Source organism: Nodularia chucula CCY0103, from assembly GCF_963923915.1.
GTDB lineage: Bacteria > Cyanobacteriota > Cyanobacteriia > Cyanobacteriales > Nostocaceae > Nodularia > Nodularia chucula.
In genome coordinates this window covers 169,064-183,438 of record NZ_CAWUOL010000001.1, presented here as the reverse complement: position 1 = coordinate 183,438, position 14,375 = coordinate 169,064, and the positions used below count along the sequence as shown (strand labels likewise).

The 14,375-nt window shown below is 41.9% G+C and carries 12 protein-coding genes and 2 pseudogenes; 8 read left to right on the top strand and 6 right to left on the bottom strand.

Annotated features, from left to right (window positions below; translation table 11 throughout):
• Window positions 1–56: 56 nt before the first annotated feature.
• From hetZ to ACM0OP_RS00745, 3 genes and pseudogenes are all read left to right on the top strand, one after another.
• Window positions 57–1,277, top strand: coding sequence for a heterocyst differentiation protein HetZ (hetZ, locus tag ACM0OP_RS00755; protein ID WP_414526466.1), 1,221 nt, complete (start codon window positions 57–59; stop codon window positions 1,275–1,277).
• A pseudogene (locus ACM0OP_RS00750) lies at window positions 1,270–2,250 on the top strand (PatU). The gene hetZ and the pseudogene ACM0OP_RS00750 overlap by 8 nt, the downstream one beginning before the upstream one ends.
• 426 nt (window positions 2,251–2,676) lie before the next feature.
• A complete protein-coding gene (locus tag ACM0OP_RS00745; RefSeq protein ID WP_414526465.1) occupies window positions 2,677–4,986 on the top strand; it encodes a transglutaminase TgpA family protein in 2,310 nt (769 codons plus the stop codon).
• A gap of 53 nt (window positions 4,987–5,039) precedes the next feature.
• Here the strand turns inward: ACM0OP_RS00745 and rnc are convergent, their stop codons facing one another.
• The gene (rnc, locus tag ACM0OP_RS00740) at window positions 5,040–5,720 is read right to left on the bottom strand and encodes a ribonuclease III (protein WP_414526464.1); all 681 of its coding nucleotides are present in this window, start codon (window positions 5,718–5,720) and stop codon (window positions 5,040–5,042) included.
• Window positions 5,721–6,125: 405 nt separating this feature from the next.
• Here rnc and ACM0OP_RS00735 point away from each other — a divergent pair.
• From ACM0OP_RS00735 to gmk, 3 genes and pseudogenes are all read left to right on the top strand, one after another.
• Window positions 6,126–7,340, top strand: a pseudogene (locus ACM0OP_RS00735) (RNA-guided endonuclease InsQ/TnpB family protein).
• A gap of 290 nt (window positions 7,341–7,630) precedes the next feature.
• Window positions 7,631–7,897, top strand: coding sequence for an extracellular matrix/biofilm regulator RemA (gene remA / locus ACM0OP_RS00730; protein WP_193997704.1), 267 nt, complete (start codon window positions 7,631–7,633; stop codon window positions 7,895–7,897).
• A gap of 173 nt (window positions 7,898–8,070) precedes the next feature.
• Window positions 8,071–8,670, top strand: a complete 600-nt coding sequence (gene gmk, locus ACM0OP_RS00725) for a guanylate kinase (RefSeq protein ID WP_414526507.1) — start codon at window positions 8,071–8,073, stop codon at window positions 8,668–8,670.
• Between the two features lie 158 nt (window positions 8,671–8,828).
• On the opposite strand, the gene ACM0OP_RS00720 is transcribed toward gmk, so the two are convergent.
• The 3 genes from ACM0OP_RS00720 to ACM0OP_RS00710 form a co-directional block, all read right to left on the bottom strand.
• Window positions 8,829–9,350: a photosystem I reaction center protein subunit XI gene (locus ACM0OP_RS00720; RefSeq protein WP_414526463.1), complete on the bottom strand. Its 522-nt coding sequence runs from the start codon at window positions 9,348–9,350 to the stop codon at window positions 8,829–8,831.
• A 254-nt stretch (window positions 9,351–9,604) separates the two neighbouring features.
• Window positions 9,605–9,754, bottom strand: a complete 150-nt coding sequence (gene psaJ, locus ACM0OP_RS00715) for a photosystem I reaction center subunit IX (protein WP_414526462.1) — start codon at window positions 9,752–9,754, stop codon at window positions 9,605–9,607.
• Between the two features lie 40 nt (window positions 9,755–9,794).
• Entirely contained in the window at window positions 9,795–10,280 is a 486-nt protein-coding gene (locus ACM0OP_RS00710; protein ID WP_414526461.1) for a Photosystem I reaction center subunit III, read from the bottom strand.
• Window positions 10,281–10,457: 177 nt separating this feature from the next.
• On the opposite strand from ACM0OP_RS00710, the gene tsaD reads away from it, so the two are divergent.
• Entirely contained in the window at window positions 10,458–11,495 is a 1,038-nt protein-coding gene (gene tsaD / locus ACM0OP_RS00705) for a tRNA (adenosine(37)-N6)-threonylcarbamoyltransferase complex transferase subunit TsaD (protein WP_414526460.1), read from the top strand.
• A 34-nt stretch (window positions 11,496–11,529) separates the two neighbouring features.
• On the opposite strand, the gene ACM0OP_RS00700 is transcribed toward tsaD, so the two are convergent.
• Both ACM0OP_RS00700 and ACM0OP_RS00695 read right to left on the bottom strand, forming a co-directional pair.
• Complete coding sequence (locus tag ACM0OP_RS00700; protein ID WP_414526459.1) at window positions 11,530–12,438, bottom strand: alpha/beta fold hydrolase; 909 nt, start codon at window positions 12,436–12,438, stop codon at window positions 11,530–11,532.
• A 118-nt stretch (window positions 12,439–12,556) separates the two neighbouring features.
• Window positions 12,557–13,276, bottom strand: coding sequence for a hypothetical protein (locus tag ACM0OP_RS00695; protein ID WP_414526458.1), 720 nt, complete (start codon window positions 13,274–13,276; stop codon window positions 12,557–12,559).
• A 430-nt stretch (window positions 13,277–13,706) separates the two neighbouring features.
• Here ACM0OP_RS00695 and ACM0OP_RS00690 point away from each other — a divergent pair, with 430 nt between their 5' ends.
• On the top strand, window positions 13,707–14,258 hold the full coding sequence (locus ACM0OP_RS00690; RefSeq protein WP_414526457.1) for a GNAT family N-acetyltransferase: 552 nt from the start codon (window positions 13,707–13,709) through the stop codon (window positions 14,256–14,258).
• Window positions 14,259–14,375 lie beyond the last annotated feature (117 nt).

The window sequence follows — 14,375 nt, the reverse complement described above, 5'->3', positions numbered from 1 at the left end:
CCACAGTCGTCACAGGTTTTACTTAAGTATTGTAGGGTCTTTTGAAAACCGAGACTATGAATTCAGCCGCAACTGCAACAATTCCAACCAAAACAGTTTCCACCCCAACCGTTCAGGAAGACAATTCTATCAGCGTTAAGGGAACATTCCAACTCCTATACCAGGAACTTCAGGAATTCACCAAGGCTTCACAGCAGAATTGCCATGATGTAGCCAGCAGAATTACTACAGAAGTATACCGAATTTGCCAAGAGAGTAAACGTATCCAGGCTTCTGGTGATGTGCAAAGTTCGGCTATTTCCCTGGCTAGACATCGACTGCAACAGTGTCTCAGGTACTATCAGTTGGGTTCCAGTCGAGGTAGGGTAGAGTTACACAGTACTCTAAGTGCAATTATTTATCGCTACATTAATCCTCCTCAAAGGCAGTTGAGCTATCAAGGGCGGCTGACCATTATTGAAGATTTTCTCCAAGGTTTTTATTTAGAAGCTTTAAATGCTTTCCGTCGGGAAAATCAGTTGGGTGCGACTTATCGTCCGCAAAGTCTGCTGGAATTGGCAGAGTACATGGCATTTACTGAACGCTATGGTAAGCGTCGAATCCCTTTACCAGGAAGACAGCAGCAGCTAATTATCCTCCGCGCCCAAACCTTTTCGCAACAGCAACCCCAGGAAACCAGTGTAGATATAGAACAAGCCGCAGAAGGTAGTTCTAACGATAATGACGGTTCTTGGGAAGAACCCGCAGTACAGCAGTTGCGTTCAGCTATGGCTATGCAGCCGGAACCAGAACCAGAAGAAGATACTCTGCGTTCGGTGGTGATTACAGAATTAATGGATTATCTGGAACAACGGCAACAATCTGATTGTGCTGATTATTTCTCTCTCCGTCTTCAGGATTTGTCTACTCAGGAAATTGAGTCAATTTTGGGTTTAACTCCCCGTCAGCGTGACTACTTACAGCAACGCTTTAAATATCATCTGATCAGGTTTGCGTTGTTACATCGTTGGGAATTAGTTCACGAGTGGTTGGAAGCCTCACTGCACACTAATTTGGGTTTGACTCCCCAGCAATGGCAAGATTATACAGCGCAATTGGATGATAAACAGCGCTCGTTACTGGAATTGAAACAAGAAGGACAACCAGATGAAAAAATTGCCAAAACTTTAGGTTTGTCCACAGCGCAACTCCAAAAACGATGGTTTAAAATGCTGGAACAAGCATGGGAAATTCGTAACTCTTTAGTATCCGGATCAAGTGCATCTACTCATGAATAGTGACTCAGAATCCTTACAAACTGATTTACTTGATTGGTTGTTGCTACATAAAGCTAACATCTATGAGTGTAAATTGTTAGATTGTAAGGAAATTGACGGGGTATATAACTCTCTCAAGGAGGTAGCCGCCTTTACAGGCGGTGAGCCATAATTGGGAGGAATCCCCCAAACCTTTCAATTGGGAGAAATTCCTACTGTGCAAGAACGTTTTCAAGCCGTCCTTAAGCGTCGGTTACAAGTTGAAGTTGAAAAGCAGCCTCCTTTATTTCCTTGGGAGTCTCAATTGGTAGAGTACTCAGATGTTGTGGAAGAAAAATCACCGGCATTGAGTCCTCATTGGGCATGGATAGCACAGCAATCTAAGCTGAATATACCTGTTCCTTTACCAGAGAAAGTTTTCCAAGATTTACTGGCAAAATGTCAAGGTTTGATTACTTCTTCGCTACCTCTAGGGGCAAAACTAGTTCAGGTAGTTGAAGGCTTTTTTCCGAATGAGTCTCAAACAATCAATGATTTAGCTGGATTGGTGTTGAGAAGCACTTATCGTTCTGTGAATACTTTGGATTCTATGCCGGATATTCAGGACGATTACTCAGATTTACAGCCACGTCAACAGATGGCTTTGTCGTTGCTAGCAGCTAAAGAACTGCTGGATAATTTGACTTTACGAGTATCATCAGCCCGTCCTGTGCTGGAAAGACAATGGCTAACTAGCGCGGGAACTCTGACTGTGAGGGTAGAATACCAATCTCAAGAGGGCCTAACACAGTTGAGTGTTGATTGTAAGTTACCGGCTCCAGGAATTTTGAAATTGCAAGGAAATGGCAACCAATCGGTAGCAAATTCTGCGACTCCAGGAAATTTGAGTGTAGAGTTATACTGTAATCAACCACTTCCTATTTATACTCTGGAAGTTGATTTTACGGAGTTAGACCAACAGCCTTTAATGTTTGTCATTAATCCCACGATTTAGTGACAATAACTGCTGTGATTTTTTTAGGTTGATTAATACCGATGTATTAAATGGTGATTGTGGTCTTAATGTTATCTTTGAGTAACAATCGATCATTAGGGTTTCTACTTTATTAACAAGCGGTGATGATTTGTGATCTTGAAACCGCAATGACAATGATAGTTGTCTGAGATACTAAAACTGACATGGCTTACCTCCGGGAAGTCCTTTTTTTGTCTGGGGAGGAACTCGTGGGCAAATTTACTCAGCACAAGCAGGGTAGTCTTACTAATTTGTCATTCATAATTTGCAATTAAAAGGTCAGACTCAATTTGGATTTCTATCTGAATTGTATCTGTCATATTTTTTTTCAACTTGGTTGATATTAGTTGACTTGCTCAAAATTGTGTCTATGGCATCTACAATACCCCTTGGGTTATATTCTCAATGTTTAAGTTATCTAGAATCAATCAGGTTGCGCTTCTACCTATAGGCCGTTACTGGCGACAAAATGACCGAGGATCAGCCCCAACGGATGTGGAAAATGCTCTTTCCCTCCGGCTACTAGTGCTAGCTTTAGTAATTGTGGGCGTTGTGGCGACGGATATTGCTAGCGAGACTCAATTTAGTCTGTGGGCTGTGCCGTTAAGTATATTAGGTGCAACCTGGAGTTATTACCATCGTCGTAGTGCCAATATTCCAGTTAAGTTCTGTATCGCCATCGGAATGTTAATTGCACTAGGTGCTTTCTTTGGACGGTTGCTGGGAGAATTGCATGATACGCGACTGGCTTTGGCGGAGTTATTGATTCAACTGCAAATACTCCACAGTTTTGATACGCCTCGGCGCAAAAGTTTGGGTTATTCCATTGTGATTGGTTTGATTTTATTGGGTGTGGCAGCAACACTCAGTCAAACTCTAGCTTTTGCCCCCATGCTACTGTTATTTCTGGCGATCGCCTTGCCGACTTTAGTATTAAACTATCGCTCTCAACTCGGTATTCAGAAATTAAAACCAAAAAATAAAAAGTTCTCTCTGCAAAGTTCTCCCATCTTGAATTTAAAATTCTTAAGTTTGAATTTTTTGATCATAGTAGGGCTGGGACTGGCAATTTTTGCAGTTTTACCGAGATTTCCTGGTTATCAACTCCGGAGTTTTCCTGTCAGCGCCCCTATTAATGTCGATGATGATTTTACGGGTCAGACTATTATTAATCCTGGTTATGTTCGTGAAGGTAGGGGCAATGATGGTACTGGTAGCGGTGATGGAGAAGACCAAAATGGTCAACTAGATAATAATTTTTATTACGGTTTTAATAGCCAGATGAACCAGAATTTGCGGGGAGAGATGACACCCAAGGTAGTAATGCGGGTGCGATCGCAAATTGAAGGATTTTGGCGAGTGCTGGCATTTGACCACTACACGGGGCAAGGATGGGAGATTTCCCGGAATGATGATGTTACTACCCACAGGCGAGCGCCTTGGTCTTATCAAATTCGTCTACCTTTACCCATATTTATTGGTCGCAGTCGAGAAATAGTGCAAACTTATACAGTGGTGTCAGATTTGCCTAACTTGATTCCGGCTATGGCTCATCCAAAAGAGGTCTATTATCCTGCACCGATTATTGCAGTGGATCAAGAAAATGGCCTGCGATCGCCTGTAGGATTATCAGAAGGAATGACCTACACTGTAGTTTCTCAAGTACCATACCGCGATCGCACTTTATTAGGTGAGGCTTCCACCAGATATCCCCCCCATATTCGAGATCATTACTTCCAAGTTCCCCCAGAAATTAAGGAAAAAGTTCGCCAACGCACTGAAGAAATCATCAATAATTACAACCAAGAACGAGTAGCAAATTCAGCCAAAACCCTGGATTCAGCTTATGAAATATCTCTTTACTTGGCGCAGTACCTTAAGCAAAACTACTCTGTTCCTGACAATCCTTTAGGCTTGCCCTTTTTGAGTGAAGATGAAGATTTGGTAGAAGCCTTTTTATTCAAAAACAACGGCGGCTATCCCGATCACTTTTCCACTGTTCTGACAATAATGCTGCGCTCTATTGATATTCCCGCCAGATTAATGGCTGGTTTCAGCGCTGGACAATTTAATCCATTTACCGGGATGTACGTTGTGCGTAACACAGATGCTTACGCAATGACAGAAGTTTACTTCCCTCGATATGGATGGTTTGCTTTTGACCCCATCCCCAACAATCCTTTAATTCCCCCTTCTGTTGAAGACATAGAGACATTTAGTGTCCTACGGCAATTTTGGCAGTGGGTAGCTGGCTGGCTACCTAGTCCTGTCACAGGATTTTTAAACACGCTATTTGGTAAGATTTTTACCTGGTTAATTAGATCATTTATGCGATTCTTGGCTCTCTTTTCTCAAGGATGGCTTGGTGTTGTAACAGGATTAATCATAGCTACAAGCACGGCATTTTTAGGTTGGCTAACTTGGGGACAGTGGCGACAATGGTTGAAACGTCGCTGGTTAAAAAAATTGCCCCCAATGGAAAGTCTGTATCAACAAATGCTGGAATGGCTAGCTCAAAAAGGTTTGGGTAAACATCCTGCACAGACACCCTTAGAGTATGCCAACATATCACACCAGCATCATCCCCCAGCTACAGCTCAGGTGATAGATGAAATTTGCCAAGCTTACGTGGGTTGGCGTTACGGTGGTCATACTCCTAATTTGAATGGATTACAGGAAAAATGGCGAGAACTGAAAAAGAAAACTAAATATTGATTAGTTTTTGTGTCTTTGTGGAAGAAAGAATTATCTAACCACAAAGACACCCACTAAATTAAACCCTGTTTTTTCAGATTAGATAATGCATCTTCCGCAGCTTGTTTTTCAGCTTCCTTTTTACCACGAGCTTTTCCGTATCCGTAAATCTGCTCACCCACAAATACCTTAGCCAGATATTCTGGAGCATGATCCTGACCGCCGATGCGTTCGGTTATATACTTAGGTAGTACAGATCCAAATTTTGCTTGTACCCACTCTTGCAATCGATTTTTGGAATCCACATTAGAACGGATTTCCATAATGGCTGGAGGAACAGAATCAAATAAATCTTGAATAATTGGGCGAATTTTTTCAATATTGCGATCGCAATCTAAATAATACGCGCCCACAACCGATTCAAAGGTACTACTCAATAAATTAGGGCTTTGAAATCCGCCATCTTGTCTTGCTCCTCTCCCTAAGCGCATTTGTGAGCTTAAACCGATGTCATACCCAAATTTTGCCAATTGTTTTTCATCTACTAGTGCCGATCTACGACGAGTCATTTCATCTTCTGCTATATCTGGATAGCGCGTATACAGATACTCACCACTGATAAAGGTCAGTAAAGCATCGCCTAAAAACTCCAAGCGCTCATTATGCTTTTCACCAGGGTGTTCGTTGACATAGGAACGGTGAGTTAAAGCTTGTAGCAGCAGATTTCCATCATTAAAATTTAACAATTCGTGCATTGATTGTCTGTCTCTTCGCTCTTGTTAATGTGAGTGGGTGAGCCAGTATCAGAATATCAATGTGTATTAACACCTAAAATCCCTAACAAATCGCCAAGATTTATTTAGGATCGTTTAATTAGCGTCTCAAAAGTCATATTACTTTATGTGGCTCATGAGGCGATAAACAAGCACTAGGGTTGTTTGATATCTCAACTGCTCAAAACAACTTTTACACTCCTCTGATATTTTGTCAACTCACAGATGCCGTGTTGAAGAAACAATATTTACTGATTACTGTCTTTAGAGGTAGGAAAATTGTTACCGAAGAAATGGGTTTAAAGCCCCGTCGTGGAACGACGGCTTTTTATTATATTTGAATTAATCTTATACCAAATATGGTAGTATAAGCCAGGAGGTAGAAAGATGCTTGTTTTTGAGTTCAAAGCTTATGGAAAACCAGCGCAATTCGTTGCAGTAGATGAAGCAATTCGTACTGCTAAGTTCATTCGGAATAGCTGTATTCGGCTATGGATGGATGTTAGCGGTATAGGCAAAAACGACTTGCAAAAATATTGTGCTGTACTTGCAGCTAACTTTCCCTTTGCGAATGAACTTAACTCAATGGCTCGTCAAGCTTCTGCTGAACGTGCATGGTCTTCTATCGCTCGGTTTTATGACAACTGCAAACAGGGTATTCCAGGCTTAAAGGGGTATCCTCAATTCCAGAAAGATTGTCGCTCGGTTGAGTACAAAACATCAGGCTGGCGGATTGCCGATGACCGTAAATCAATAACTTTCACCGACAAAAAAGGCATTGGTCGCTTAAAACTCAAAGGTACTCGTGATTTGCATTTCTACCAAGTTAACCAGATTAAACGGGTGAGATTGGTCAAACGTGCAGATGGTGTGTATGTTCAGTTTTGTATTGATGTAAACCGTTCTGAGAACATAGAACCTACGGGCAATACAGTTGGGTTAGACGTTGGGCTGAAAGAATACTACACCGATTCTAATGGAATAATGGTTGAGAACCCTAAGTTTCTTCGTATTGGTGAAAAAGTTCTCAAGCGCTCACAACGTCGAGTTTCCAGAAAGGTAAAAGGGTCAAAAAATAGAGGCAAGGCAAGACTTGTTTTAGGAAAACGCCACCTCAAAATAAGTAGGCAACGTAAAGACCATGCTGTGAAATTAGCACGGTGCGTAGTTCAGTCTCACGACTTGATAGCCTATGTTCGCGTAGCGTGCGCGTAGCGCATAGATTTGAGAATTAAAAATTTGGTGAAAAATCATTGTCTTGCTAAGTCTATTAATGACGCATCTTGGTATCAGTTCCGTGTCTGGGTTGAATACTTTGGTAAAGTATTTAAACGGGTAACGGTGGCGGTTAACCCGCAATACAGTAGCCAGGAATGCTCTAGCTGTGGTGAAATTGTCAAAAAAACCCTATCCACTCGAACCCACGTTTGTAAATGTGGATGCGTGATGGATAGAGATGAAAACGCGGCTAGAATCATCCTTAGTCGGGGATTGGGTACGGTAGGGCATACCGGAACTTTTGCGCTAGACGCAAGCAACGCTTGGGGAGATAAAACCTCTACTCATACTGGTGAAAACCTGCATGAGCAAGTTATGTCTTAGATCCAAGAATCCCCGTGCGTTCACGCCGGGGAGTGTCAATTAGTCCAGTTTTAATATAAACTTGATGAAAACTAAATTTACATTGGCGAATTAGATTGTTTTTTTATATTTTCGCATATCTCCTGGGGAAGATTTACAGTATATCTGGTTATTTATTAGCTAAAAAACCTATTTGTCATTTAAAAACTCACCCTTGCTAAACATAAATCGTTGTAACTCCCGTTTTTTAACGATAACATGGGGATAATTACCTTACCAACTTATCACACCAGATTTGGTGTAAATTTTTTATGGAAATACAATTAATTAACATTGGTTTCGGTAACATCGTCTCTGCCAACAGAGTAGTTGCCATCGTTAGTCCAGAATCAGCGCCCATTAAAAGGATCATTACCGATGCACGGGATAGAGGTCAACTAGTGGATGCGACTTATGGTCGTCGGACAAGAGCCGTAATTATCACTGATTCTAGCCACGTCATTCTTTCAGCGATTCAACCGGAAACGGTAGCGAATCGGTTTGTGATATCTCGTGATCATCATACTGTAGAGAACTGATTTCATGTAGGTTAAGCACCCTACCCCCATTTGCACCACATCAGCAGTAGGATATGAATTAGACAAATTTTCTGTCACTCGTGCTACAAATTCGTTGCTCAAAAGTTCCTCTGATCACGAAAACACAGCTAATGACTAATAATGTCTAAATAATTAATTCACAGTTTGAACGGATAATGCAAGTTTTACCTATCCAGACTAATTCTCCCACCCAAGCAAGCCCCTCTCCCGGTCGGCTAATTGTTTTAACTGGCCCCAGTGGGGTTGGTAAAGGTACTTTAATGCAAGAACTGTTAAAACGTCATCCGGAACTCTACTATTCTGTATCCGCGACGACTCGTTCTCCTCGTCCAGGAGAAATTAATGGGGAAAATTATTACTTTATTAGCCGCAGTAAGTTTGAACAATTAGTTGATCAAGGTGAATTTTTGGAGTGGGCGGAATTTGCAGAGAATTATTATGGTACTCCCCGTGAGGCTGTGCTTAACCAAGTTCAATCTGGCAAGTTAGTGGTGCTAGAAATTGAACTAAAAGGAGCAAGACAAATCCGTGCTTCTTTCCCCGGCGTTTTCAGCATTTTTATTCTACCGCCTTCCCTGAATGAATTGGAGAGCCGCATACGTGGTCGCGCCCAAGATTCTGAGGAGGCGATCGCTCGTCGCCTAAACCGCGCCGAAGAAGAAGTTAAAGCCGCAGAGGAATTTGATGTTCAAATTGTTAATGATGATTTAGAAAATGCTCTCAGCACCATAGAAGCTACATTATTTGGGTAGCTAAAACTCTGTAATACTAAACATTTTCCACACCAAAGAACGCAGCTTTTCATTTGCGTATTAACAGTAATAATAGGACATTAGGCATGGGTAACACTAAAAAGTAACTCACAATTAGCTATTACCAATGCCCAATGCCTAACAGTTAAAAAATGAAATTAGCTAAATAGAGCTTGAATGAGTCCCAAATTGCTACTCAAGAAATAAGCCACTACTGCACCACCAATTCCACCGATTAAGAAAGAACTAGCAAAATTATTCCAGCTTTCTTGGGAGTTAAAAGCATCTACTGGTGGGTTGGGGACTGTGACACTAGCCAGTGCCTTGTTGGGATTGCTATTAGCATATAAGGATAGACAGGCAGTCAGAATTACAACCAAACCAATAGCTGCCAGTAATCCAGCTAAGTTAGCATTATCGGCATTACGTAGGGGTCCTAGTTTAGCAAAAGGTCCGAATAGCAAGTAACCATGAGCCATGCCTACTTCTAGTCCACGTCGAGAAGGATTGAGACCTTGACGATAGGCAGGTAAGTTATTAATGAACCACTTCACCAAGGGAGATGAATTAATTGGGGTTTCTAAGTTTCCTTCCTGGGAGTCGCGTCCTGCTGGAGCAACAATTTCGCTATTTCTAGGATCGCTAGGGCGATTTTTCGATGAATTTACTGCTTGGGACATATTTTGTGTTCGCCTCTAAATTTAGAATTGGGGCATTTTTATATTATTAATAATATTTGTAGCTAAATATGTTTTTTGGCTAGGAAGTTTAGAAAAATTAATTTACGAAATCTTACTAAACTAGGAAACCCGCAAGCTATTTACAGCTTTACGAGTTTCATAGCTGATATTTACTGCTAATTTCAGCAGTAGTTTCGCTCAATTAGCTTGAGTAATCCCACCACAAAAAATTAGCCTGAAACTCAATTTTCTACCTATGGTAGTGGGTGGAAAAGTAAGTCGGGAAAAAAGCGGTTAAATTCAATTAAAATCCCAGCTGTAATGGTTAGCCAGATAGTAGCGGCCACTGGAGCTGTAGAAAGAAAGGTGATGAAGTAAGAGGATTGATCGCTCTTGTCTGCCATGAATTTAGTCTCCAAAACAAATGAATTGAGTAAGGGAGAATTAACGAGGAGAAACAGTAATTTCTGAATCTTTGGCGGTTAATTCACCTGAAAGGAATTCTTTAATCGCTGCTAGAGGCCAAGCAAAGCCTGATGCAATAATGGGTAGTGCCAAACCCAGGTCAATTTGGATTTCCTTGGATTCATCCTTGTTAATGGCTTGCAGGTAAGCACGTCCTACCCAGCCGATCCAACCGGCAATGTACAAAAAGAGAATACTGGGAATTAGGAAGTCACCAGCTCGATCTAGGCGACCATCAACAATTAAGTGAGGATAACCTTCTGGTCCACACAATGCCTGAGAATAACGTTCAAACCGCTTTTTGCCAGATTCGGGGTCGGCGGTGGTGTTACGGGCATTTTTTGCTAGCTCTTGAAAGGCGGGAGAGTCTTTACAGGGTACTAGGTTAGCCCCAAGCGCTTGGGCTGGGGGGGCAAAGTTAGCCCAAAGACAAATCGCTAAAATCAAAGCAAACAATCGTCTCATAGATTTGTTTCCTTTTATTACAAAACACAAAGTTCTTTGTACAAAACGAAGCGGCTTGTACAGTTGTTTATTTGCATAACTAGAAAGTCATCATACTCTTGGCTGGGAACGCAGTAAAGTTTAAGTAAATAAAAGTTAAAGCTTCTCAAACAAATCGTTACTTAACACAACCTGAAAATGGCAACTGTTTTAGCAATCGAAACTAGCTGCGATGAAACTGCCGTCGCTATTGTAAACAATCGTCAAGTTTATAGCAGTATTGTCGCTTCTCAGATTTTAGTTCATCGTCAATATGGCGGGGTAGTACCAGAAGTGGCATCCCGTCAACATCTAGAAACAATCAATGAGGCGATCGCCCAGGCTCTAGAACAAGCCCAACTAAACTGGGAGGACATAGATGGTATCGCGGCCACCTGCGCCCCTGGACTGGTAGGCGCATTGTTAGTAGGGTTAACTGCTGCTAAAACTTTAGCCATGTTACACAACAAGCCATTTTTGGGAGTGCATCACTTGGAAGGTCACATTTACGCGACTTATTTGAGTGAGCCAACTTTAGCTCCCCCATTCCTTAGCTTACTCGTTTCTGGTGGACATACAAGTTTGATTTATGTGAAGAATTGTGGTAATTACGAAACCTTGGGCGAAACTCGTGATGATGCAGCTGGAGAAGCCTTTGATAAAGTTGCCCGGTTGTTAAAATTGGGTTATCCCGGTGGTCCAGTAATTGACCAATTAGCACAAACTGGTAATCCCCGCGCCTTTAGTTTGCCAGAGGGAAAAGTGTCTTTACCGAGTGGGGGATATCATCGCTATGACAGCAGTTTTAGTGGCTTAAAAACGGCGGTACTGCGATTAGTACAGCAATTAGAGAAAGATGAAAAACCAGTGCCCGTAAATGATTTAGCAGCGAGTTTTCAGGAAACTGTGGCGCGATCGCTGACCAAAAGAGCGATCGCCTGCGCCCTCGACCATAATTTGAACACCATAGCCATTGGTGGAGGGGTAGCCGCTAACAGCAGCTTGAGAAAAATCTTACAGACAAACGCCGCCGAGCATCAGATACGTGTACTCTTCCCTCCCCTGAAATATTGCACCGATAACGCCGCCATGATCGCCTGCGCCGCCTCTCATCACCTATCACTAGGTCATACATCACCTTTGACTTTAGGGGTCGAGTCTAGACTGCCACTCAGCCAGGTGATGAAATTTTATTAATTTGTTTATTTCCCCCAGATCCCTACTCCCCAATTCACCGATTAACGATTAGCCTGATGTAATCAGCAACAACATCTGGCTGTTCTAACATTGCTAAATGACCACAATTAGGAATTTCAATCACATTGTCGCCACTGTATTGAAAAAGGTGATGAAAACTAGCTAAATGGCGAACATACTTAGGTTCCATCACCTTATCATCAGTACCAGCTAAAAAATAAACTGGTTGTTGCAATTGAGACACTAGCTGCGGTAAACGGTTAATTTCTTCCTCTGTTGTGGAATCTAGCAATGCGCCTAATGCCGCTTCTGGATCAGCCATGACAAAATCAATCATTCGCTGACGCGCCCAATGACGATCTAAAGGACGGGCTACACTGTCTCTAGTGAATAACAAATCAACCAAAGGGAGATGAGAAAGCCAACGGGGACGGACTTGCAAAAATCTTTGGCCTGCTGAACGGAATTGCTCAAAAGCTTCTTTGAGATAAATACCACCGCCTGAGTTGATACAAATCACTCCTTTTACACATTCCGGCATTTGAGCAGCCGCCCAAAGAGCAATCGTGCCTCCTAAAGAATGTCCAATTAGCCAAGCACTAGTAATATTCATCTGTTCCAGAAGGGCTGCTAAATCCTGAGCGTAAACAGCTGGCGTATAAACAGAATCGAAAGACAAACTTAAATCATCAATTGATTGAGAAGTCAAACTGACAGAACTTTTTTCCTGACTAAAATCTACTTCTGGTTGGGATTTAGATTCTCCAAAACCTCGTAAATCATAAGACAAGCACTGCAAATCAATTGATATCCGGGAAATTACAGGTTGCCAATACCCACGGCTATTTAGCCAACCGTGGATAAACACCAAAGCATGAGGACAGGAAGTAGGAGCCGTGAGTTCGTATGCGTGTGGAACGCCCAAGATTTCAATGGTTGCCATACTTAATATCGTACCCTGAAGAACGGGTGCGAGTCAGATACTGCGACACTTAATACAGTTTTTCAGTCTGGGATCAATAGCGACTTCCTGTATACTATGGGACATTAACTAGACTGATTTATCTACCTAATAACCGCAACCTCACCCCTTCAGCAATTTTGTGTCCTAAATATTCCGGAATCAGGCTTTCATTCGGTCCCAATAAATACAGGATAAGCCGTGTGCGTCCCCGCCAAACCAGCAAATTAGCATTGACTACTAGAAGGTCTTCTTGCCAAATGGTGTGCATAACTTTGTAAAATAATCCCGGTTGATTGTCCGCTTCAATTACCAGGGCGGGAAGATGAAACACCGGATCAACATAAAACTCTGTTTGTACTTGTTCTAGTCCAGTATCGAGATTAAATTCTACAGCTAGCATTTCTTCTACCTCAAATCGCCCGCCTAAAGCCTCACGAATAGCGCGACAAACATTTTCTGCGGTTTTCTCGGTTAAAGCTTTGCTCCCACGAGATACCAGGAGTTTGATAAAAACTAACATTGGCGGTCTAATCTGACCATATAAACTGAGTCCATGAATGGTTAATCCATAGGCCGCTAGCACACCGAAAATATCACTGAGCAAAAAGGATTGATTGCGGTAAGCAAAATGCAAAGCGCTTTTGCTACCTTCCGACTTTAATTCGATAACAGCCCGCTTAGTTTTATAAAGACGGTAAGCTAGGCGCAAATTTTGCAGTTGAATCTCACTACTCACAAATTGCTCATAAAACTGGGGAAAGGCTCGGTTAAAGCGCTTTAGAAGTTCCAGTGTCGAAGATTTTAAACCAGAAGCCATCGTTGGGTATAGGACTCACTTGCTTTCATCAGCAGGGAACAGGGGACTAGGAAACCCCAAAAAATTACTCAAATTTTTGAAACCAGATGATTAGGTCTGGTGTGGAGACACGTAGCGTGCGGCACACAATTTTTTTCTTTCCCATATCTTAAAGATACGGGGTGACAAGCAATTATTGCCTAATATCCCATACCTAATTTCAAATCCTACAGAATATTAAGTGATATTTTGGGCTTTTACGGAAATTTTTTCTATGGTCTACAACAAAATGCTAGACTTGGATATGATTGGTGTGAAACACGTCATCATAAGCAGTTGCCATTAAAAATTCCGGAGTTAGGAATATTTGAGGTTGTCGCTTTGTAAGACGAAAATCAACATTCCCCGAAAGCGGAAACCAATTGAGTTATACTACCCGAACCACGTCGGCATGGGTTTTTGGAAAACTTGGTTTAATAGTCCGGATTCTTTAGCGACAAGTAAAACTACCTCTGTTGAAGAAATTACAGGGTCTGGTTGGGGCGAATCTAGCTCTAATCAATCTGGTGAAGCTTCTCAGATAGAAACTCGCATAGTTTTTAGTACGGATCGAGAAATTGACTTGTATGAACTAGAGGAGCTTTGCGATGCAGTTGGTTGGTCGCGTCGTCCTTTAAGAAAAGTAAAAAAAGCCATTGAGCATAGTTTTCTCGTCGCCTCTATGTGGCAAGTGCGAGGTAACAAAAAACGGCTGATAGGTTTTGCGCGTGCTACCTCAGATCATGCGTTTAATGCCACTATTTGGGATGTGGTAGTTCACCCAGATTTTCAAGGTAAAGGACTGGGTAAGGCGCTGATGAAATATGTCCTCAAAAAACTCAGAAGTGAGGAAATTAGCAATGTGACACTTTTTGCTGACCCTCATGTTCTAGATTTTTATCGCGGGATGGGTTTTATGTCTGATCCAGAAGGCATCAAAGGTATGTTTTGGTATCCACACTGATTTTCAGCAGCAAACAAAGGGCAGAAGGAAAGCAGCTTGATGTATTCTTGGCATATATAATTTTATTGATAACAAGATCAGCTAAAATTTGTTAGCCAAAATATGTAAAAGCTGCTA